This window comes from Albimonas sp., assembly GCF_055129145.1.
The window spans coordinates 1-21183 of the sequence record NZ_JBSRTQ010000079.1; the positions used below are offsets into that span (position 1 = coordinate 1).

Sequence of the window (21183 nt, forward strand, 5' to 3'; positions counted from 1 at the left end):
GGCGCGGGCGGCGACATTGGCGTAGACCGCGCGCTCGAACGCCTCATAAGCCGCGACCGCGCCGGGATCGAGGAAGGGCAGCTGCTGCATCATCAGCACGCCCGCCAAGCCCGCGGTCGGGTCGATCCAGTAATGGGTGTTCATCACCCCGGCCCAGCCCAGCGAGCCGGCGTTGCGCATGCCCGGGATCGCCGCCTCGTTGCGCATGAAGGCCAGCGTCCAGGTCTTCTCCACGCCCGGAAAGAACTCGATGCCCGAGCCGTATTCGGGCTTGGCCGAGGGGGCGGGCTGCATCCGCAGATCGCCGATGGCGTTCTCCGACAGGCCGCGGATCGCGGCGGGGGAGAGGATGCGCACCCCGTCGAGCTCGCCGCCGCGCAGGATCATGCGCAGGAAGCGGGCGTAATCCGCCGCGGCGCCGTTGAGCGCGTGGCCCATGCCGAAGAAATCCGGGGTGGAGGGCAGGTCCGCGTCGAGGATGCGGAACCCGTCCGGCCCCGCCGCATGCACCGCCACCTTGCGCGCGGTCATGTCGGGGGAGAACACCACGTCGGTGGAGCTCATGCCCAGCGGGCCCAGGATCTCGCGCTTGAGGAAGCCCTCGATGCGCTCGCCGGAGATCTCTTCGACCACGAGGCCGAGCCAGTCGGTCGACACCCCGTATTCCCAGCGCGCGCCCGGATCGAAATGCAGCGGGAAGGCGGGGAGGGAGGCGCGGCGGCCATGGGACATGCGCGGCGCGCCGGTGATCTCGATCAGGCGGGACTGGTCGGGGTTCCAGATGTCGTAGACCAGGCCCGAGGTGTGGGTCATCAGGTGGCGCACGGTGACGGGCGTGGAGGCGGGACGGTAGCGGGGGATGTCGCCGTCCCAGCCGTCGAGCACCTGCAGCGCGGCGAATTCGGGCAGGATGTCCGCCACAAGGTCGTCGAGCGAAAGCAGGCCCTCGTCGATCAGGCGGAGCGCGGCGACGGCGCCGATGGCCTTGGTCATGGAGAACAGGCGGAAGACGCTGTCCGGGGTCATGCGCACGCTCCCGCCGGCGGCGCGCAGGCCGTGGGCGGATTCGTGCAGGATGCCGTCGGCGTCGACGACGACGGCCACGCAGCCGGGCGTGGATCCGGCGGCGACCTGGGCGTCAAGCGCCCTGGATATCGCGGCGATCTCGGGCATCGGCCTCCTCCCCTATGTCGGTTTTGCAAAGGATAGCCCAGCCGGGGCTCCGCGCCCATAGGCAAGCGCGGAACGCCGTTGCGTCTCGGCGGTCGGATCATGCGCCCCCGGCCCCGCGCGCCGCGGGCGCCTCGGCGCCGTGTTCGGGTCGGTGGTCGCGGCGCCTCGGTCCCTCCGGCGCGAGCTCCGCCCGAGAGCGAAGCGCCGCGTCGGGGGCGCGCGGGCGGCGGCGTTCCGCCTGCGGCGCGCAGGGACGGGGGCGCCTGGCCGGGACGTCTCCCGGCGGACCGGGGGGTCGGCGCGATCAGGCCGGGGTCCTGGCTCCGGCGGCGGCGCAGAAGGCGGCGATGAGGGCGGGATCCTTCACCCCCGGCGCGCTTTCCACGCCCGAGGACAGATCCACCTGCCGCGCCCCGGTCAGCCGGGCCGCCTCCGCCACGTTCGCCGCGGCGAGCCCGCCCGACAGCATCCAGGGCAAGCCCCAGCGCCGCCCCTGCAGCAGCCGCCAGTCGAAGGGAATGCCGTTGCCCCCCGGGAGCGCCCCGCCCTTCGGCGGCTTCGCGTCGATCAGCAGCTGATCCGCGACGCGGGCGTATTCCGCGATGGCGGCGAGGTCGCCCTCATCCGCCACGCCCAGCGCCTTCATCACCGGCAGGCGATAGCGGTCGCGGATCTCGGCCACCCGCTCGGGGCTTTCCGAGCCGTGAAGCTGCAGCATGTCGAGCGGCGCCGCCCCGACCAGCGCGTCCAGCGCCGCGTCGGCGGCGTTCACCGTCAGCAGCACCTTGCACAGCCCCACCGGCGCCTGCGCGGCCAGCGCGGCCAGCGCCGCATCGTCGAGATGGCGCGGCGACTTCGGGAACGACACGAAGCCCGCATAGGCCGCCCCCGCCGCCGCCACGGCGGCGAGGTCGCCCGCGCTGCGCAGGCCGCAGATCTTCACGCGCAGGCTCATAGCGGTCCCGTCATCCTCGAATGATCGCCGGGCCCGAAGCTTCGGGCCTCAGCCCTTGGTCAGGCCGAGGATATCGTCATCCTCTTCGCCAGCCTTGGCCGCGAGGCGCTTGTTCTCGCGGTCGAGCCGCTCCGCCTCGCGCTTGAACCGCCGCTCCGCCTTGCGATGCTCGCCTTCGCGCAGCATCTCCAGCACGAGGCCGATGACCACGCCGAGGAAAACCGACAGGAACACCGCCAGGTAGACCGGCAGCGTCACCGAGGTCGGGAAGCCTTCGGCCCCCGGCACGGCGACGCCCGGCGGCAGCGCGCTGAGCGTCACCGGACCGCGATTCGCGATCGCCAGAAGGACAGCCGCCACCGCGACCACGATCAGAAAAAGGTACTTGAGGTAGCGCACCGCGCTCTCCTGGCTGGGGAAGGGCCCGGGAGCCGGATGCTTCCGGCGCGGACCTCAATCCTCGTCTTCGTCTTCCGCGTCGTCGCCGTTGAGGCGCAGACGGAGCTCCTTGCCGGTCTTGAAGAACGGCACATGCTTCTCGGGCACCGGCACGGATTCTCCCGTGCGCGGGTTGCGCCCCATCCTCGCATCTCGCTTCTTTACCGAAAACGCGCCGAAGCCGCGCAGCTCCACCCGGTCGCCGCTTGCGAGCGCCCCTGCGATCTCGTCGAAGACCGTGGATACGATCCTCTCGACATCGCGATGGTAAAGATGCGGATTTTCCTCGGTCAGCCGCTGGATCAGCTCCGACTTGATCATCCTCTTCCCCTCTGCCCGGCGAAAGACCTCGCCTCCTCGTCCGCCGCCGTGCGATTCACTATTTCCGTTCGGTCGCGAAAAGTCACATGCTTTCCGCGCCCCACCAGCCTATGCGCCACTCATCGGAGTATTGAGAGGAGACGGACGCCTCCCGTCAACCGGCCAATGCCCATCTGGTCCAGAACCGTGGCTCCTGCGTCCCTGATGTCGAGGAATTTGCGCAGCACACTCACTGGTTCGGACGGTTTTTCCACTTTTCTCAGCGGAAGCGACGCGGCGACGCCCTTAGAACCGAGCCAGACCCGCGCCTGCTCCATCCCGCCGATCTCGTCGATCAGCCCGCGCTCCAGCGCCTGACGGCCGGAGAACACCCGTCCGTCGGTGACCGAGACCAGCGCCTCGCCCATGAGCCCGCGGCGTTCGCCGACGAGCCCGCGGAACCACTGATGCGCTTCGCCGATCATCCGGTCCTCCCACGCCGCCACCTCTTCGGGGGTGGCGGAGAAGGGCGAGGGGCGGGCCTTGTAGATGTCGGACCGCCGCTCGGACACCTGCACGCCGACGAGGTCCATCAGGCCGCGGACGTCGACCTCCTGCTTGATGACGCCGATCGAGCCGGTGATGGTGTTGCCATGGGCGACGATGCGGTCGGCGGCGATGGCGGCGAGATAGCCGCCCGAGGCCGCGACCTCGCCCATCACCGCGATCACCGGCTTCGCCTCGGCCACTTTGCGGATGGCCTCGTAAAGCGCCTCGGCCCCGGTGACGGTGCCGCCGGGGCTGTCGATGACCAGCATCAACGCCTCGACGTCGGGATCCTCGGCCAGCGCGCGGATCAAGGCGTCGCGGTCGTTGTCGAGCACGATGATCCCGGTCAGGTCATGGCGCGCCACATAGGGCCCGGTGGGTTCGCCGTCGCCCGCGAAGAGCGCATAGGCGACGAGCCCGAGGGCGAGGATGGCGACGACCCGCCAGAAGGTGAATATGCGAAGCATGAGAAGGAGATGGCACGTGCAGGGCCGCACGTCCAGTGGCTGCGGACCGTGGGGCGGTCAGACCACGTTCATCAGGGACGACACCCGGTCCACGGCCTTCGGCAGAACCATCGCGCCGACCTCGAAATTCTCCAGCAGCCAGGGGGGGGGGGCGCAGGCCGATCCAGACCAGCCCGACCGCGTAGAGCGCGAGCAGCGCGGCGAAGGGGACGACCGCGGCGAGGGCGCATCGTCGATCGCCGCGGCGCCGAGGGTCGCGCAAACCGCGCCGAGCGCGAAACGAAATCCGATGAGCAACATCGCCGCCGCCGCGCAGATCCGTCGATCTTCCGGGGGACCATTCATCGGCGCAATCGGAAACCGGCGCGTCAAACGAAAAGGGCGCCCCGAAGGGCGCCCCGTCGCGCGGCTTACGCCGCCCGTTCCCGGAACCGTCAGGGAGCCTCGCGGCCCCCCGCCGGATCACTCCTCGCGCGTCTTGAGCGCCGCGCCGAGGATGTCGCCGAGCGAAGCGCCCGAGTCAGAGGACCCGAACTGCTCGACGGCTTCACGCTCTTCGGCGATCTCGCGGGCCTTGATCGACAGGCCCAGACGACGGGCGTTCTTGTCGATGTTGGTCACGCGGGCGTCGACCTTGTCGCCGACCGAGAACCGCTCGGGGCGCTGGTCGCCACGATCGCGGGCCAGGTCCGAGCGACGGATGAAGGCCTTCATGCCCTCATGCTCGACCTCGATGCCGCCGTCCTCGATCTTGGTGACCTCGACGGTCACGATCTCGCCGCGCTTGATGCCGCCGGCGGTCGTGGTGAACGAGTCCTCGGAGAGCTGCTTGACGCCCAGCGAGATGCGCTCCTTGTCGATGTCGACGTCGAGCACCACGGCCTTGACGATGTCGCCCTTGGCGTATTCGGCCAGAGCCTGCTCGCCCGGACGGTCCCACTCGAGATCCGAGAGGTGGACCATGCCGTCGATGTCGCCGTCCAGACCGATGAACAGGCCGAACTCGGTGATGTTCTTCACCTCGCCCTCGACCTCGGTGTTGGCCGGGTAGTTCTCGGCGAACAGCTCCCACGGGTTGCGCAGGCACTGCTTGAGGCCGAGCGACACGCGACGCTTCACCGGATCGACGTCCAGCACCATCACTTCGACTTCCTGAGAGGTCGAAACGATCTTGCCCGGATGCACGTTCTTCTTGGTCCAGGACATCTCGGAGACGTGAACCAGGCCCTCGACCCCCGGCTCCAGCTCCACGAAGGCGCCGTAGTCGGTGATGTTGGTGACGCGGCCCATCAGCTTCATGCCGGCCGGGTACTTGGCGTCGACGCCTTCCCACGGATCGGACTGCAGCTGCTTCATGCCGAGCGAGATGCGATGCGTCTCCTTGTTGATCTTGACCACCTGGACCTTGAGGGTCTCGCCGATGTTCACGATCTCGGACGGGTGGTTCACGCGACGCCACGCCATGTCGGTGACATGCAGGAGGCCGTCGACGCCGCCCAGGTCCACGAAGGCGCCGTAATCGGTGATGTTCTTCACCACGCCGTCGACCACGTCGCCTTCGGTCAGACGCGCGACCACCTCGGCCCGCTGCTCGGCGCGGCTCTCTTCGAGCACGGCGCGGCGCGAAACCACGATGTTGCCGCGGCGGCGGTCCATCTTGAGGATCTGGAACGGCTGGGGCACGCCCATCAGCGGAGTGATGTCGCGCACCGGGCGCACATCGACCTGGGAGCCGGGCAGGAAGGCCACGGCGCCGCCGAGGTCGACGGTGAACCCGCCCTTGACCCGGCCGAAGATCTGGCCTTCGACGCGGCTGTCCTTGTCGGCGGCGGACTCGAGACGATCCCACGCCTCTTCGCGGCGGGCCTTGTCGCGGCTCAGAACCGCTTCGCCCTTCGCGTTCTCGACGCGGTCCAGGTAAACCTCGACCTCATCGCCGACAGCGATCTCGGCTTCGCCCGGACGCTGGAATTCCTTGAGCTCGATCCGGCCTTCCATCTTGAAGCCGATGTCGACCAGAGCCTGGCCGTTGTCGATCGCGAGAACCTTGCCCCGAACGACGGCGCCCTCTTCGGGCATGTGGAGCTCGAAGCTCTCCTGAAGCAGGGCTTCGAAGTCTTCCATGGTGGCGATAGCCATATTTCGATTCTTCTCCGTTTCACGATTATTCGGGCCTGCCGGTTGGTTCCGGCGGTCTTGGTCGGTGGCGATGCGGCGGGGTTCGCCGGAAACACGCGAAGGCCCGGGGATGGGGTCCCGAGCCTGCTCGATCAGCCTTCGCGTTTTCTTTTTATGAGCGCCGCCGCTTCGGCGATGGCCGCGTCTATAGTCAATTCCGTGGTATCGAGCAAGAGCGCGTCGGGCGCGCGCAACATGGGCGCGTCCGCCCGCCCCGCGTCGCGGGCGTCGCGACGCGCGAGGTCGCCGGCCACGTCGTCGAGGGTGATCGCGGGATCCCTGGCCGAGAGCTCGGCGAAGCGGCGCGCGGCGCGGGCGGCGTCGGACGCGGTGACGAAGAGCTTGGCGTCCGCATCCGGGCAGATCACCGTGCCGATATCGCGACCATCGAGCACCGCGCCCTGGGCCTGGGCGGCGAATTCACGCTGGAATTTCAACAGGGCGGCGCGAACCTCGGGGATGGCGGCGACGACGGACGCGGCCTCTCCGGCGGGGCCGGTGCGCAGGCCGTCGGCGGCCAGATCCTCGGGTCGCAAGGTCTCGGCCACCGCGACCGCATGGTCGCGATTGACCACGCCCGCGCCCTCGCGCAGGGCCCGCAGGCCGGTGGCGCGGTAGAGCAGGCCGGTGTCGAGATGGGCGAAGCCGAAGCGGGCGGCGAGCGCGCGGGCGATGGTGCCCTTGCCGGCCGCGGCGGGGCCGTCGATGGCGACGACGAAGCTCATCGCCAGCCCGCCGACTCAGGGGCGATGCGGTCGAAGCGCGGCGCCTCGCCCACGATGTCGTAATAGTCCGACTTGCTCGCCACGAATTCGTGCCCCGCGAGCGCGAGGCCCGTCGTCTCGTCAGCGCTTCCCATCCAGATCTCCATCCGGTCCCAATCCGTGGCTGTCCAGAACAGGTTGGCGCCGCAGGTTCCGCAGAACCCCCGTCGCCCGGTCTCGGACGACGCGTACCAGCGCAGGCTCTCGCCTTCCACCGCCACATCCTTCGCGTCGACGGTGGTGCAGACCACGTGATGGCCGGTGGTGCGCCGGCAATCCTCGCAATGGCACGCGACCAGCGGGCCCGGCGCCCCGGTCAGCCGCCAGCGCACCGCGCCGCAGAGGCATCCGCCGGTCATCATGGCCGGGCCTCCCAGTCCCAACCCTCGGGCTCGTCGCCGGGGAAGGCGGGCAGCGCGGGGTCGAGGGTCACGTAATCGGCCTTGGTCGCGACGTGGATATGCCCGGCCAGCCGCACGCCGGTGGGAACGTCCAGCGTGCCGGCCATGATCGAGACATGGCGGCCATGGTCCGGCGACCAGAACAGGTTGCCCCCGCAGGTCCCGCAGAAGCCGCGCCGCGCGAAGGAGGAGGACCGATGCCAGGTCAGCGTCCCGGCCGAGGTCAGCTCAAGATCCCCGCTCGCGCAGGCGGTGGCGGCGACGTGGTGGCCCGATGTGCGGCGGCATTGCCCGCAATGACAGGCCACCACCGGGCGCAGCGGGCCGTTCACCCGATAGCGCACGCCGCCGCAGAGGCAGCCGCCTTCATGGAGTTCGGTCTCGCCCCCGGTCATGCGGCGTCGTCCTCGTCCCCCATCGGCGCGCCCAGCGCCGCCATCAGCGGACCGAAGGCGGGGAAGGAGGTGGCGATGGGGCCGGCGTCGTCCACGCCTACCGGGCGCTTCGCGGCGAGGCCCGCGATCAGGAACGACATGGCGATGCGGTGGTCGAGATGCGTGGCGACCGTGCCGCCGCCCGGCACGCCGTCGGCGCCCATGCCGTGAACGGTGAGACTGTCCTCCGTCTCCTCCACCCGCACGCCCATCGCCTCCAGCCCCCGCGCCACGGCGTCGATGCGGTCGGATTCCTTCACGCGAAGCTCGCCGATGCCGCGCATCACCGTCTTTCCTTCCGCGAAGGCGGCGGCGACGGCGAGGATGGGATATTCGTCGATCATCGACGGCGCGCGCTCGGGCGGCACCTCGACGCCCCGCAGGGACGAGAAGCGGGCGACGAGATCGGCGGCGGGCTCGCCCCCCTCCTCCCGCGCCTGGCGGGTTTCGAGATCCGCGCCCATCTCGCGCAGCGTGGCGATCAGGCCGGTGCGGGTCGGGTTCATGCCGATGCCGGGGATCAGCACCTCGGAGCCCTGGACCAGCAGCGCCGCCACCAGCGGGAACGCGGCCGAGGACGGGTCGCGGGGCACGGCGAGGGTCTGGGCGATCAGCTCCGGCTGGCCGACGAGGCGGATCAGGCGGCCGCCGCCGGGGGCGTCCGACGTCTCCACCACCGCGCCGAAGCCGCGCAGCATCCGTTCGGTATGGTCGCGGGTCGCCTCGGGCTCGATGGCCTCGGTGATGCCCGGCGCGTTGAGGCCGGCGAGCAGCACCGCCGATTTCACCTGGGCCGAGGCCATCGGCAGGCGGTAGCTGACGGGACCCGGGTCGACGGCGCCGGTCAGGGTCAGCGGCAGGCGGCCGCCGCGACGGCCCCGCGCCTCGGCCCCGAAGAGCGCCAGCGGGTCGGTGATGCGGCCCATCGGGCGCCGGCGCAGGCTGGCGTCGCCGGTGAACGTCGCGGTGATCGGGGTGGTGGCCATCGCCCCCATGATCAGACGGACCCCGGTGCCGGAATTGCCGCAGTCGATCACGTCCTCCGGCTCCGCGAAGCCGCCGACGCCGACGCCGCGGACCGACCATGCGCCCTCGCCGGTGCGGGTTACGGTCGCCCCGAACGCCGCCATGGCGCGGGCGGTATCGAGCACGTCCTGGCCTTCCAGCAGCCCGGTGATCTTCGTCTCCCCCACCGCCAGCGCGCCCAGGATCAGGGCGCGATGCGAGACGGACTTGTCGCCGGGGATGATCGCCTCGCCCTTCAGCGCGCCGGAGGCGCGCGAGACGAGCGGTTGCGGGGCGCCGTGCGCGGACATGGCGGATCTCTCCTGGTCGCGAGGGCCCGCAGCAGGGTGCGGGGGCCGTCGCGCGTGTGGGCCGGATTCCGCGTTCGGCCTAGCCCATCGGAGACGCGTCGTCCACCGGCGGGGGCGCCATCGGGGGCGCCGTTAGGGGCGGGGCGGCAGGAACATTGCCGGTCAGCCAGCGCTCGGGGTTCTCGCAGGCGATCTGGCGGAAAAGCTCGCCGCCGAGCGCATGGCGGAGGCGGATGGAGAGCGAGCGCTCCGGCAGCTTCTCCATCTCCGCCATGTAGAAATCCGAGCCGAAGAGCACGCGTTCCCGCACGCAGGGATTGTCGAGGAAGACGCGCAGCGCCGGGAAATTCTCGTCGAAATAAAAGATCGTGTAGGAGATGTCGGTGTAAAGATTGGGGAAGCGCGGATCCTCCAGCATATCAAGAATTCTGGTCAGCCAGTTCGCATCCCGCGCCGCCTTGTCGTCGGGGTCCATCGGCTCCTCCAGATAGCCGCGCCAGTCGATCGCCCCGCCGAAATGGGCGAGGCAGACGCGCAGGTCGGGAAACGCCTCCATCACCGGCACGAAGGCGTGGGGGGAGGCGTAGCCGCGCGTCCGCCGCTCCGGCATCGTCTGATGGCGCACCCCGCCGCGGGAGCAGTGCGAGATCACCGGGATGTTTCGCTCGAGGCAGAGCGGGTAGATTTTTTCCATCAGCAGGTCGTGGTCGGGCGGAAAGCCCAGCGGCGGGTAGATCTTGAGGCCGTGGAACGCGCCGCTGTCGAGGCAGCGCCGGAATTCGTCGACGCCTTCCTGGCCGCGGCCGGGATGAACGGTGGCGAAGGGCAGCATGGTCCCCGCCAGATCCGGCAGGGCGGCGATGCGGGCGAGGTCGTCATGCTGGGCCGGCAGGTCCACGTCCGGCTTGCCCGCGCCCATGAAGGCCATGTCCATCGGCAGCACCACGAAGCGCGTGCCCCTGGGATAATAGCCGCGCGCGGTGCGCAGCACCCCCTCCTGACCGCCCTTGACGGTGGAGATGGCGGCGAAGCGGGCCGCACGCTCGAACTTGTCGCGATGCTCGCGCGAGAGGAGTTGGCGCAGCGTCCACATCAGCCCCTCGCGCACCGGCCCGATCTTGAGCAGGCGCATCAGGCCGAAGGGCAGATAGCCGTTGGGCACATGGTCCATGGTGAAGGCATGGACGTGGCAATTGGTGATCGGCAGGTCGGACATCGGCGGCGCTCGTCAGTTTCGGACGTTGCGTCAGCCTAGCACGGTCGGCGGCGGCGTGGGCGTGAGCGGCCGCACTTTTCATGGGGCGGAAAGTTTCATGGGGGGAAAGGGTCCCGGAGGTCGGGGGGAGCCGGCCCCCGGGACGTCGCGCCTCAGGGAGCGGCGCGAAGCTGGCCGGCGGGGACGGGGCCGCGCCTGCGCAGGGTGGGCAAGGAGAGGGCCGCGAGCAGCCGGGCCGCGGCGCGCCTTGTCGCGTTCCGCACGGCGTCGGACCGGATCCGACGCGCGCGCAGGGCGGCGGCGGCATAGGGATGGACGGCGGGTCGGGAGAAGTCGAACTCGGTCATCGCATCAGGTCCATTGTTCGGTGTCGGGCGGGAGACCGGCGCGCGGCCCCTTTCCTCGCCAAGCAATATCGGGATTTTCCGTCTCGCCCGCAAACGAGCTTTACGATAGGTTCGGTTAAACCCAGCTTGTGCGAAGGAGCCTCGCGCGCCCCATGCCCGACGCCGACCGGATGCCCCCCCTGGGCGGCCTGCGCGCCTTCGACGCCGCCGCCCGCCACATGTCCTTCGCCAAGGCGGCCGCCGAGCTGCATGTCACCCCTGCCGCCCTCTCCTGGCAGATCCGCAATCTGGAGGCGCATTTCGGCCAGCCGCTGTTCCGCCGCCTGAACCGGGCGGTGGCGCTGACCGCAGCCGGCCACGCCCTGCGCCCGGGGGTGGAGGCGGGGTTCCACGCCTTCCGCGGCGCGCAGCGGGCGGTGCGTCGGCTCGCGGCGGACCGCCCGCTGGTGGTCACCGCCGGCCCGGCGCTGACCGCCAAATGGCTGGCGCCCCGCCTCTTCCGCTTCGCCGAGGCGCATCCCGACATCGAGCTGCGCTTCGTCGCCTCCCTGCGCATCATGGATTTCGACCGCGACGGCATCGACGCCGCCATCCGGCTCGGCCTCAACCCGCTGCCCGGCCTGACCGCGCGCGATCTTTGGGTGGACCGGCTGGTCCCGCTCTGCACGCCCGAACGCGCCCGGACCCTGCGCCGACCGCAGGATCTGGCCGACCACCCCTTGCTGCACGACGATTCCATCGCGCTGATGACCGGGGAGCCCGGCTGGCCGGCCTGGCTGCGCGCGGCGGGGATCGACGCGCCCGCAGGGCCGCTCGCCGGGGAAAGGGGGCCCCGCTTCTCCCATGCCGATCACGCGATGGATGCGGCGCTCGACAATGCCGGCGTGGTGCTGGGGCGGTTCCTGGTGGCGTCGCGCGAGCTCGCGGCCGGGCGGCTGGTCGCGCCCTTCGGACTGACCCTGCCCCTGCCCGGCGTCTACCGGTTCCTCTGCCCGGCGGAGGCGGAACGCTCGCCCCCGCTCGCCGCCTTCCTCGCCTGGCTCGAATCGGAGATGGCGGCCACAAGGGCGGCGATGGAGGCGATGTTCCCCGGCCTGAGCTTTGCGGGCCCCGGAACCGACAGGCGATCCGATGATTCCGCTTCGCAATCGGTCCCCGGCTCGGGAGGCTCGAAAACCCGGCGGAATGACTGATTTCAGCAGCTTTGCGGCGCAAACGCCTCAATCGCGTCGAACGCAGGGCGCAATCCTCGGCCAGTTTCATCCTCAAGAAGTTCGTTCCAGAGCTGCGACCGGGACGACTTCCTTTAGATCCGGCGCGTCGACGCGATTGCCCCCCCTCTGACCGTCGACGCGTCGGATCGCCTCCCTCCCCCCCTGAAGCGCCCCCTGCCCGCCCGGCGCGACCCGGCGCGGGGTGTTTTCGTGGGCCGGCTCGTGGCATGAGGCGTCCTGCCCGCAGCCCGTGACGAAGGATCCGCCATGCCCCGCCCCGTCTCCATCCGGGCCGCGACCTTGGTCGGCTGCGTGGCGGTGGCGCTCTGGGCGCTGCTGGCGCTGTTCACCGTGCGCTCGGGCGCCGTGCCGCCGTTCCAGCTGACCGCGATGTGCCTGACGCTGGGGGCGCTGGTGGGGGTCGTCTGGGCGCGGATCGGAGGGCGGTCCCTGCGCGCGGCGCTGAGCGGCGGGCCGACGGCGCTGGCGTTGGGGATCGGCGGGATCTTCGGCTATCATTTCTTCTACTTCACCGCGCTCCGCGGCGCGCCCGCGGCCGAGGCCGGGCTGATCGCCTATCTGTGGCCGCTGCTGATCGTGCTGTTCTCCGGCCTGCTGCCCGGCGAGCGGCTGCGGCCCCTGCACATCCTCGGCGCGCTGATCGCGCTCGGCGGCGCCGGGCTGATCCTCGCGCCCGGGCTGAGGGCAGACGGGTTCGAGCCGCGCCACGCGGCCGGCTTCTCCGCCGCCATGCTCTGCGCGCTGATCTGGTCGGGCTATTCGGTGCTGTCGCGGCGGATGGGCGAGGCCCCGACCGAGGCGGTGGCGATCTACTGCGCCGTGGGCGCGGCGCTGTCGGCGCTCGCCCATCTGGCGCTCGAGACCACGGTCTGGCCTGCAGGCCCCGACGAGTGGGCGGCGGTGGCCGGACTGGGGCTCGGGCCGCTGGGGCTGGCGTTCTATGTCTGGGATTACGGGGTGCGGCGCGGGGACATTCAATTGCTCGGCGTCGCGGCCTATGCGGCGCCGCTGCTGTCCACCCTGGCGCTGGCCGCGGCCGGCGAGGCGCGGCTGACCGGGACGCTGGCGCTGGCGGCGGGGCTGATCGCGGGGGGGGCGGCGCTGGCGACGCTCGGCTCGCGGCGGGCGCGGCCGCGGGGCTAGCTCTTGGGGGGCCCCGCAAGAAAGGGGCCGCTTCAGCGGCCCCTTGAAGGTCAGGCGCGGCGGGGACGCCCGCGCGCCGTGGCCCGGATCGAAGATCAGTGGATCGACGGACTGAGCCGCGAGATCTCCTCCTTGAGCTTCAGCTTCTCTCGCTTCATGCGCGCCAGTTCGAGTTCATCGGCGGCCGGACGGCGCTGCTCATCTTCAATGAGGCGGTCCAGGTGCTGATGCTTCTTCCTGAGCTCGGTGATGTGCCCGGTGAGGTTCATCGACGTCCTCCTTCATGATGCGGTACCCTGATCTAAGCACCCGATCGGCCGATCCGTCATCAACTTTTCACGAGAACGCCTTGGTGAATTCGTCAAGTTCCAGGCACAGGCATTAACGAATCTTTCGAAGAGGCCCTGAATTACGCAATGAATGCTCGCTGAAGATGCGCCAAGCGTCGGAATCTTCTCGACATAGTTGCGAACGGGCGGCGAGGACGGTTAAGGCTCGGGCTGCCCGCGCATTCATGCTGATCGGGCGAAGGCGTGATCGCGGAGCGACGTGAAAATCGTCGCCGCCCCGCGCATCGCAACCACAGAGCGAATCGCCGCAGCCTTGAACGCCCCCGGCGCGCGCCGCCGGAGGCTCAGGCCCGCGGCAGCGCCCGTTCCACCAGCAACGACCAGTAGGCCACGCCCAGCGGCGCCGCACGATCGTCGAAGTCGTATTCGGGGTGGTGCAGCGGCGCGCTGTCGCCATTGCCGATGAACACGAAATTCGCCGGAACCACCTGGCCGAAAAAGGCGAAATCCTCGCCGCCCAGCACCGCGGTGGCGTTGGGCGAGACGTTGTCCGGGCCCACCAGCTCGTTCATCACCGACACCGCGAAATCCGTCGCCCCGGGATCGTTCCAGCAGACCGGATAGGCGTCGAGGCCGAGCTCGGGCTCCACCGTCACCCCCATCGCCTCGCCGATCAGGCGGCACTGACGCTCCATCTCGAAGATCATCTGCGCGGCGAGCTTGTCATCGAGCACCCGCAAGGTGCCCCAGATCTCGGCGGAAGGCGGCAGGACGTTGTAGGCCGACCCCGCCTGGAAGCGGGTGATCGAGATCACCGCGGGGTTCATCGGGTCGCGACGGCGCGAGATGATCGACTGGAAGGCGGTGATCAGCTGGGCGCCGGCGACGATCACGTCGTCGGCCAGATGCGGCATCGCCGCGTGGCCGCCCTTGCCGCGGATCACGATCCTGAAGCGGTCGGCATAGGCGAGCGCGGGGCCCGGCGTGGTCCCGAAAGTGCCCACCGCGTCGCCCGGCGCGTTGTGCATCCCGAAGGCGGCGCGCACCGGCCAGCGGTCGAGCAGCCCGTCGTCGATCATCGCCTTGGCGCCGCCGCCGCCCTCCTCCGCCGGCTGGAACACGAAGACCACGGTGCCGGAGAAGTTGCGGGTCTCGGCGATGTGCTTGGCGGCGCCCAGCAGCATGGTGGTGTGCCCGTCATGGCCGCAGGCGTGCATCTTGCCGGGGGTGGTCGAGGCGTAGGGTTTGCCGGTGGCCTCGAGGATCGGCAGGGCGTCCATGTCGGCGCGGATCAGGATGCGCTGCTCGGGCCCCGCCGCAGGGCCGTCGGCCCCGTGCAGGATGCCCACGACGCCGGTGCGGCCCACTCCGGTCTCCACCTTGTCGAAGCCGAAGCCGCGCAGCTTCTCGGCGACGACGGAGGCGGTGCGGACCTCCTCGTAATTCAGCTCGGGATGCATATGCAGGTCGCGCCGCCATTCGGTCAGCTCGGCTTCCAGCGCCATGATCGAGTTGGGGATGGGCTTGTTCATGCCGACGCTCCATCAGGGCCGCGGCGTCGCGGCGCATCGCGAGAGGGGGGCCGCGCCGCGCGGAGGCGGCTCAGCGGTCGAGGTCGAGGCGCGCGGCATCCCGCAGCAGGGCCGCGGCGCGGGGCGAGAAATCATCGCCATCTTTGACATGGCACGGGCCATCGTGCAGCGCCAGCGGAGCCCGCAGCGACAGCGGGCCGCGCGCGCCCTTGCGGGCGGTGAGGATCACGCGGCCGGCCGCCCGCCCCTCCCGCGAGGCCAGCGGCAGCAGGGTCACGTCGCCGGCGCGGCCGTGCAGGGCGGCGAGGATCTCGTCCAGCAGCCCGGCGCGGTGGATCAGGGTCAGCCGGCCGCGGGGCTTCAGGCGGCGCAGGGCGGCGTCGATCCATTCGGCGGTGGTCGCTCCGGCGCGCCGCGCCGTCGCCCGCCCCGCGTCGACGGACGCGGAGCCCGCGGCGGGAAACCAGGGCGGGTTGGTCAGCACATGGTCGAAGTTTCGGGCGCGCAGCGCGGGGGGCGGGTTGCGGGCGTCGCCTTCGTAGACCACCAGCCCGACCGAGGCGCCGTTTTCGGCGGCGAGCGCGGCGTAGGCCGGCTGCAGCTCCAGCCCGTGCAGCGTCACCCCCGGCACACGGGCGGCGAGACACAGCGCCGCCGCCCCCGCACCGCAGCCCAGATCCAGCGCGCTTTCGCCCTGGCTCGCGGGACAGGCGGCGGCGAGCAGCACCGCGTCGGGGCCGGATCGGTAGCCCAACCGGGGCTGACGCAGACGGACGCGGCCGCCGAGGAAGTCGTCCTCGGTCAGCTCGGCGGGGTCGAAACGCCGCGGCGCCGCCGGATCGGGCGGCGCCCGGCCCGCCGCGTCGGTCACCGCGACGCGCCGCTGAGCTCGCGCTCCAGCCCGTTGTCGCGCAGCACGGCGCGGGCGCGGAACGCGTCGGAGCGGGCGCAGACCAGCCTGCGCGGCAACACGCCCAAGCTGCCCTCGAGGACGCTCGTATGGACGTCGTACTCGAAGCAAACTATATCCTCGCCACGCAGCAGGGCCGTGGCGAAGGCGATCACCGTGGGATCGTTGGTGCGGATGAGTTCTTCCATGGTCCGAGGCATAGCGCGCCCCGCCCGCGCCCGTCGAGCCCGCGCCTTGCGCGCGACCCCGGAACGCGCGCCTGCCGAGACCGCCCTGCGCCGGGCGACCCGCTCCGTCTGCGCGCCCCGCCCCCGGGCGCGATGGCCCGACGCCGCGAGCGCCCGCGGCTTGACCTCCCGCCGCGCATCCGGACAAGTGCGTTTCTGAACAAAAGAGCGCGAACCTGATCGACGCCGACCCACCGACCGAAGACGCTCTCCCGACCGACGACGCCCCGACCGACGACGAAGGAACCTGCAGACCGTGACCGCGCCCGCAGCCCCCGCCCGCAGCCAAGCCGGCCCCGCCCCGCTGGACGCCTTCTCCCGGCTGCAGGCGCTGGTGGCCGACGACATGGCGCGGGTCAATCATCTGATCGCGACGCGCATGGCGTCCGAACACGCGCCCCGCATCCCCGAGATCACCCGTCATCTGGTCGAGGCCGGCGGCAAGCGCCTGCGCCCGATCCTGACGCTCGCCGCCGCCAGGCTCTGCGGCTATCAGGGCGAGCATCACGTGCTGCTGGCGGCGACGGTGGAGTTCATCCACACCGCCACCCTGCTGCATGACGACGTGGTCGACGAAAGCGGGCAGCGACGCGGACGACCTACCGCGAACCTTTTGTGGGACAACAAGTCCTCGGTCCTGGTGGGGGATTTCCTGTTCTCGCGGTCGTTCCAGCTGATGGTCGAGGCCGGGTCGCTGCGGGTGCTGGGGATCCTCGCCGACGCGTCGGCGGTGATCGCGGAGGGCGAGGTGATGCAGCTCGCCACCGCCAATGACCTCGGCACCGGCGAAGACGCGTATCTGCGCATGATCCACGGCAAGACCGCGGCGCTGTTCGCGGCGGCCTCCGAGGTCGGCGGCGTGATCGCGGGCGAGGACGAGGCGTTGGTGCAGTCGCTGCGCGCCTATGGCCGGGCGCTCGGCATGGCCTTCCAGATCGTCGACGACCTGCTGGATTACGGCGGCAGCTCCGCCGCGCTCGGCAAGAATGTCGGCGACGATTTCCGGGAGGGGAAGGTGACCCTGCCGGTGCTGCTGGCGGTCGCCGCGGCCGAGGATGACGCGACGCGCGCGTTCTGGGTGCGGGTGATCGAGCGGCGGGAGCAGGGCGAGGGCGATCTCGCCCGGGCGCTAGGGCTGATGCAGGCCACCGGCGCGCTGGCCGAGACCGAGGCCCGCGCCCGCGCCTATGCCGAAGAGGCCCGCGCAGCGCTCGCCCCCTTCCCGCCCTCCGACATGCGGGACGCGCTGGCCGACGTGGTGGATTTCGTGGTGGCGCGGCTCACCTGACCGCTTGCGGCTCGACCGGACCGGCCTCGGCCCAGTTTCCCAGCCCGCGCAGGGTTTCGGCCGCTTCCATCGCCGGGCCGGGGGTGTCGAAAATCCCGAAACATGTGGCGCCGCTGCCCGACATGCGGGCGAGGCGGCAGCCCGGCGCGGCGGCCAGCGCGGCAAGCGTCGCGCCGACCTGAGGGGTGACCTCGCGGGCCGGCGCCTCCAGCATGTTCGAGGTTTTCGAAAGCGCCGCGACGAGGGTTCTGGCGTCCGGATAGCCCTCCGCCCACGTCGCCGCCTGGCCGTCGCGCCGCGCGAGCCTGGAAAACACCGCGCCGGTGGGGGTGGCGACTCCGGGATTGGCGAGCACCAGCCAGAAGCGCGGCAGGCGGGGGGCCGGGGACAGGACCTCTCCGATCCCCGACATGATCCGGGGGCGGGGCGAGGCGAGGCAGACCGGCACGTCGGCGCCGAGGCCGAGCCCGATCTCCGCCAGCGCCTGCGCCGACAGCCCAAGCCCCCACATCCGGTTCAGCAGGCGCAGCGCCGCCGCGGCATCCGCCGAACCGCCGCCGATTCCCGAGGCGATGGGCAGTCGCTTGACCAGCCTGAGCGCCGCGCCGGGGCGGCCGGGGGCGCGGGCGCGAAGCGCTTCCGCCGCCCGGATCACCAGATTGTCATCGCCCGTCGAGAGGCCCGCGCCGAAGGGACCGTCCAGCGTCAGCGAGATGCCGGAGGCGGGCTCCGCCTCCAGCCAATCCGAAATGTCGGGAAAAACCACCAGCGAATCGAGAAGGTGCAGCCCGTCGGCGCGGCGGCCGAGCACGTGGAGATGCAGGTTGACCTTGGCCCGGGCGGGCTCGGTCCAGATGGGAGCGGAGGTCAGGCCGGGCGCGCCGCCCGGCCCCGCGTCCTCAGCCGCCATTCGCCGCCGGCTTCTGCGGGGTCGCGCCCGAAGCGCTGGCGGCGGCGGGATCGGCCGAGGCCTCCTCCTTCATCACCAGGTCCAGCCCGCGATCCAGCTTGGCGCGGATCCGCTCCAGGTCCTTCTCGTCCGGGTTGAAGCTGATCGCGCGGCGCCACTGGAACCGCGCCTCGCGCTTGCGCCCGACCATCCACAGCGCGTCGCCGAGATGGTCGTTGATGATCGGATCGGTCGGCATCAGCTCCACCGCCCGCTCGAGATGCGGGGTCGCCTCTTCGTATTTGCCGACGCGGAACAGCACCCAGCCGAGCGAATCGGTGATGTAGCCATCCTCGGGCTTCTGCTCGACCGCCTTTTCGATCATGGCCTGGGCCTCGTCGAAGTTGCGGTCGAGCTCCACCCAGGAATAGCCGAGATAGTTCAGGACCATCGGCTGGTCCGGCTCCAGCGACAGCGCCTTCTGGAAGTCGGCCTCGGCCTCATCCCAGCGGCCGGCCCGCTCATGCGCGATGCCGCGGCGATAGAAGATCGACCAGTGCTGGCGCTGGATCGGGTCGATCATGGCGAGGGCGGCGTCATAGGCGGCGGCGGCCCCGTCCCAGCGTTCGGCCTTGCTGAGCGCCTGGGCGAGGGTGAGCTGGACCTCCAGATCCTCGGCATAGGCCTGGGCGAGCGATTCCAGCACGATCACCGCGTCGTCGTCGCGATCCAGCGTCAGCAGCGCGTCGGCGCGGCCGAGTTCGGCGGTCACGAACACCGCGGAGGACCGCGGTACCATGCGGAAATCCTCGATCGCCGCTTCGTGCTGGCCCTGCATGTCGAGCAGACGGCCGGCGAGCACCCGCACCTCCGCCAGATCCGGGCGCAGCGACAGGGCGATGCGGGCGTAGAGGAGCGCGACCCCGGCGCCGCGGTCGGAGCCGAGCGCGGTGGCGATGGAGAACAGCGCCTCCGCCCCGCCTTCGCGGGCGGTGGACACCATCAGGGTCGGCGGCTCGCCCCGGTCGAGCCGCGCCAGCGCCTCCCCGGCTTCGGCGAAACCGGGGGCGGCGTTGGCGTAGACCTCCCGCGCGCGGTCCTTGTCGCCCAGCGTCTCCAGCGCCCAGCCGAGCGCCAGGGCGGGGCGGCCGGCGGCCGAAGCGCCGGCGGCGAAGGCGGCGTCCAGCGCCTCCCGCGCGCCTTCGGCGTCGCCGAGCGCGGCGCGGGCGAGGCCGAGATGATAGCTGCCGAAGAGCTCGGCGGCGCGTTCGCCGCGCAGGGTGGCGAACGCGGCCTCCATCCCCTCGCGGTTGCCGCGGCCCATTTCGGCCCAGCCGCGCAGCAGACCGGTGACCAGCGGCGACATCCGCCCGTCATCGACGCCGAGCCGCGCCACGGCGCCGTCGAAATCGCCCGAGGCGATGTCGTCGGCGACCAGCGTCAGCGCGGCGAGCTGATGGGCGGGATCGGTTTCGGCGATCAGCTCGGCGATGGCGGCCGCGCCGCGCAGATCGCCGGTGAGCAGCTTGAAGGTCATCGCCCGGTCGCGCAGGCCGGAATCGCCGGGATCGCGGGCGAGCGCCGCGGCGAAGCGGCTGGCGGCCTCGTCGTAGTCGTTGCGGGCGGCGGCGGAACGGCCGGCGAGATAGGCGCCGGAGAGCGACGTCGCCGCGGCCTCCTGCGCCGGGACCGCTAGGGCCAGCGCCGCGAGCGCGGCCCTGAACACGATGGTTTGGGCTCGAAGCGTCACGGCGTCCGGTCCTCCGGCTGGGTGGCGGCTGTCATCGCCTATACATACTGCGCCCCCGGCCGGTAGCCAACGTGCCACGAAGGCTTTTTTGACGGAGGGCGTCCGGGCGGCGTCGAGATTTCCCGCAAGCCGAGATTTCCCGCAAGTTGCGGAAAAAGACCCGAAGCTCGCCCGAGGCTCGCCCCAATTTGAACACCGGCTGACGATCAGGTAGCGTCTCAGCGCGGGTCGGATGCAGGCGCGCGAGACGCCACGGAAATCCTTATGACGTTCGGGTTACGCATCTTCATCGGCGCATTGGCCATCGCGACCGCGATGACCGCGACGACTCCTTTCGCCAGCACGGCGCAGGAAACCTATGTGACCAGCACCGGCAAACGGGTGGTGATCGTGCCGGCGCGCGAGATGGGCTGCGGCGCGATGGCGCGCAAGATCGAAGAAATCGACGCCACCGGCTATCGCGGCCGCAACCCGCAGCCTATAGACCCTGCCGACCAGCGCCTGTTCAAATACGAGACCTCCGTATCCAACCGATATTATTCCCGCTGCCGCATCGTGGGCCCGGTGGGCACCGCGACCGACGTCCTTCGCAGCGGTTTCCGCAAGAGCACGTCAGGCGACTGACATGAGCCGCGTGTCGCCCGCCCGGGGCGCCGTCCCGACGCTGCTCGCCGCGGCGCTGGCCTTCGCGATCGACCAGATCTCGAAAGGGTGGATCCTGGGTCCGCTCGATCTCGACCGGATCGGGATCGTCGACGTGTTTCCGCCCTATCTGCGCTTCACGATGGCGTGGAATTCCGGCGCGAATTTCGGGCTGGGGGGGGAACTGGGGCGCGACGTGTGGATCGGGGCGGCGCTGGCGATCTCGCTGGCGCTGGCGATCTGGTCGCTGCGCATGGGCTCGGCCTGGCGCCGGGCCGCGGTCGGCATGCTGATCGGGGGGGCGCTCGGCAACGCGCTCGACCGGGTGATTTACGGCTCGGTGGTCGACTTCCTGAACATGAGCTGCTGCGGTTTCGACAATCCCTACGCCTTCAACCTCGCCGACGTCTTCATCTTCGCCGGCGCCGCCGGCTTGATCCTGCTCGACGGTTCTGACAATCAGAGCGCCTGACCGGCGCCGCCGGGCCGGCTCCATCCGGGTCGGGGATCCATCGGGAGGTCCATGGCCATCATGTCGATCGAACGCGCCTCACGGATCGTGCTGCTCATCGCGGCCGCCGGCATCGGGCTGACCGGCTGCTCGGGCGGCCGGCGAGCGATCGGGGACGCCTTCGGGCTCACCGTGGAATCGCCCAACGCCTTCAACGTGTCGCCCCGCGCGCCGCTGCGCCTGCCCGGCGACTTCTCGGCCCTGCCGCCGCCGACGCCCGGCGCGACC

At 70.9% G+C, this 21183-nt stretch carries 25 protein-coding genes; 6 read left to right on the forward strand and 19 right to left on the reverse strand.

What is annotated here, in order from left to right:
• From ACTB72_RS13215 to ACTB72_RS13275, 13 genes are all read right to left on the reverse strand, one after another.
• Positions 1-1173: serine hydrolase domain-containing protein (locus ACTB72_RS13215; protein WP_463037465.1), on the reverse strand; the 1173-nt coding region annotated here is incomplete at its 3' end.
• Positions 1174-1477: 304 nt separating this feature from the next.
• On the reverse strand, positions 1478-2128 hold the full coding sequence (locus ACTB72_RS13220) for a phosphoribosylanthranilate isomerase (RefSeq protein WP_463037466.1): 651 nt from the start codon (positions 2126-2128) through the stop codon (positions 1478-1480).
• Positions 2129-2176: 48 nt separating this feature from the next.
• On the reverse strand, positions 2177-2527 hold the full coding sequence (locus ACTB72_RS13225; RefSeq protein WP_463037467.1) for a LapA family protein: 351 nt from the start codon (positions 2525-2527) through the stop codon (positions 2177-2179).
• Between the two features lie 54 nt (positions 2528-2581).
• Positions 2582-2887: an integration host factor subunit beta gene (ihfB, locus tag ACTB72_RS13230; protein WP_463037468.1), complete on the reverse strand. Its 306-nt coding sequence runs from the start codon at positions 2885-2887 to the stop codon at positions 2582-2584.
• Between the two features lie 119 nt (positions 2888-3006).
• Entirely contained in the window at positions 3007-3882 is an 876-nt protein-coding gene (sppA, locus tag ACTB72_RS13235) for a signal peptide peptidase SppA (protein ID WP_463037469.1), read from the reverse strand.
• Between the two features lie 57 nt (positions 3883-3939).
• Positions 3940-4182 (reverse strand): hypothetical protein, encoded by a 243-nt coding sequence (locus tag ACTB72_RS13240; protein WP_463037470.1) that lies wholly within the window; start codon positions 4180-4182, stop codon positions 3940-3942.
• Positions 4183-4344: 162 nt separating this feature from the next.
• Complete coding sequence (gene rpsA, locus ACTB72_RS13245) at positions 4345-6216, reverse strand: 30S ribosomal protein S1 (RefSeq protein ID WP_463037488.1); 1872 nt, start codon at positions 6214-6216, stop codon at positions 4345-4347.
• Entirely contained in the window at positions 6153-6785 is a 633-nt protein-coding gene (gene cmk / locus ACTB72_RS13250; RefSeq protein WP_463037471.1) for a (d)CMP kinase, read from the reverse strand. The genes rpsA and cmk overlap by 64 nt, the downstream gene beginning before the upstream one ends.
• Positions 6782-7186, reverse strand: a complete 405-nt coding sequence (locus ACTB72_RS13255) for a GFA family protein (protein WP_463037472.1) — start codon at positions 7184-7186, stop codon at positions 6782-6784. Before ACTB72_RS13255 ends, cmk begins: the two co-directional genes overlap by 4 nt.
• Entirely contained in the window at positions 7183-7620 is a 438-nt protein-coding gene (locus tag ACTB72_RS13260) for a GFA family protein (RefSeq protein WP_463037473.1), read from the reverse strand. Before ACTB72_RS13260 ends, ACTB72_RS13255 begins: the two co-directional genes overlap by 4 nt.
• Complete coding sequence (gene aroA, locus ACTB72_RS13265) at positions 7617-8975, reverse strand: 3-phosphoshikimate 1-carboxyvinyltransferase (RefSeq protein ID WP_463037474.1); 1359 nt, start codon at positions 8973-8975, stop codon at positions 7617-7619. Before aroA ends, ACTB72_RS13260 begins: the two co-directional genes overlap by 4 nt.
• Before the next feature lie 79 nt (positions 8976-9054).
• Complete coding sequence (locus tag ACTB72_RS13270) at positions 9055-10191, reverse strand: amidohydrolase family protein (protein WP_463037475.1); 1137 nt, start codon at positions 10189-10191, stop codon at positions 9055-9057.
• 152 nt (positions 10192-10343) lie between these two features.
• The gene (locus ACTB72_RS13275) at positions 10344-10538 is read right to left on the reverse strand and encodes a hypothetical protein (RefSeq protein WP_463037476.1); all 195 of its coding nucleotides are present in this window, start codon (positions 10536-10538) and stop codon (positions 10344-10346) included.
• Between the two features lie 152 nt (positions 10539-10690).
• Between ACTB72_RS13275 and gcvA the strand changes: the two genes are divergently transcribed.
• Positions 10691-11731 carry a transcriptional regulator GcvA gene (gene gcvA / locus ACTB72_RS13280; RefSeq protein ID WP_463037477.1) on the forward strand — a complete coding sequence of 347 codons (1041 nt, stop codon included), beginning with the start codon at positions 10691-10693 and terminating at the stop codon, positions 11729-11731.
• A 288-nt stretch (positions 11732-12019) separates the two neighbouring features.
• Positions 12020-12916: an aromatic amino acid exporter YddG gene (gene yddG / locus ACTB72_RS13285; RefSeq protein ID WP_463037478.1), complete on the forward strand. Its 897-nt coding sequence runs from the start codon at positions 12020-12022 to the stop codon at positions 12914-12916.
• A gap of 95 nt (positions 12917-13011) precedes the next feature.
• On the opposite strand, the gene ACTB72_RS13290 is transcribed toward yddG, so the two are convergent.
• The 4 genes from ACTB72_RS13290 to ACTB72_RS13305 form a co-directional block, all read right to left on the reverse strand.
• Positions 13012-13185: a YdcH family protein gene (locus tag ACTB72_RS13290; RefSeq protein ID WP_463037479.1), complete on the reverse strand. Its 174-nt coding sequence runs from the start codon at positions 13183-13185 to the stop codon at positions 13012-13014.
• A gap of 365 nt (positions 13186-13550) precedes the next feature.
• The gene (locus ACTB72_RS13295) at positions 13551-14738 is read right to left on the reverse strand and encodes a M20 aminoacylase family protein (RefSeq protein WP_463037480.1); all 1188 of its coding nucleotides are present in this window, start codon (positions 14736-14738) and stop codon (positions 13551-13553) included.
• 70 nt (positions 14739-14808) lie between these two features.
• The gene (locus ACTB72_RS13300; RefSeq protein ID WP_463037481.1) at positions 14809-15609 is read right to left on the reverse strand and encodes a tRNA1(Val) (adenine(37)-N6)-methyltransferase; all 801 of its coding nucleotides are present in this window, start codon (positions 15607-15609) and stop codon (positions 14809-14811) included.
• Positions 15606-15836 carry a putative signal transducing protein gene (locus tag ACTB72_RS13305; protein WP_463037482.1) on the reverse strand — a complete coding sequence of 77 codons (231 nt, stop codon included), beginning with the start codon at positions 15834-15836 and terminating at the stop codon, positions 15606-15608. Before ACTB72_RS13305 ends, ACTB72_RS13300 begins: the two co-directional genes overlap by 4 nt.
• A 385-nt stretch (positions 15837-16221) precedes the next feature.
• On the opposite strand from ACTB72_RS13305, the gene ACTB72_RS13310 reads away from it, so the two are divergent.
• Positions 16222-17163, forward strand: coding sequence for a polyprenyl synthetase family protein (locus tag ACTB72_RS13310; RefSeq protein WP_463037489.1), 942 nt, complete (start codon positions 16222-16224; stop codon positions 17161-17163).
• Here ACTB72_RS13310 and ACTB72_RS13315 read toward each other — a convergent pair.
• Together ACTB72_RS13315 and ACTB72_RS13320 are read right to left on the reverse strand one after the other, a co-directional pair.
• Positions 17156-18073, reverse strand: coding sequence for a 4-(cytidine 5'-diphospho)-2-C-methyl-D-erythritol kinase (locus ACTB72_RS13315; RefSeq protein ID WP_463037483.1), 918 nt, complete (start codon positions 18071-18073; stop codon positions 17156-17158). The two genes, ACTB72_RS13310 and ACTB72_RS13315, sit on opposite strands and share 8 nt — an antisense overlap.
• Positions 18063-19802 carry a tetratricopeptide repeat protein gene (locus ACTB72_RS13320; RefSeq protein WP_463037484.1) on the reverse strand — a complete coding sequence of 580 codons (1740 nt, stop codon included), beginning with the start codon at positions 19800-19802 and terminating at the stop codon, positions 18063-18065. Before ACTB72_RS13320 ends, ACTB72_RS13315 begins: the two co-directional genes overlap by 11 nt.
• Positions 19803-20066: 264 nt before the next feature.
• Between ACTB72_RS13320 and ACTB72_RS13325 the strand changes: the two genes are divergently transcribed.
• The 3 genes from ACTB72_RS13325 to ACTB72_RS13335 all read left to right on the forward strand — a co-directional run.
• Positions 20067-20426 (forward strand): hypothetical protein, encoded by a 360-nt coding sequence (locus tag ACTB72_RS13325; RefSeq protein WP_463037485.1) that lies wholly within the window; start codon positions 20067-20069, stop codon positions 20424-20426.
• Between the two features lies 1 nt (position 20427).
• Positions 20428-20916, forward strand: a complete 489-nt coding sequence (lspA, locus tag ACTB72_RS13330; RefSeq protein WP_463037486.1) for a signal peptidase II — start codon at positions 20428-20430, stop codon at positions 20914-20916.
• Between the two features lie 51 nt (positions 20917-20967).
• A partial coding sequence (locus ACTB72_RS13335; RefSeq protein ID WP_463037487.1) for a DUF3035 domain-containing protein occupies positions 20968-21183 on the forward strand: 216 nt, incomplete at its 3' end.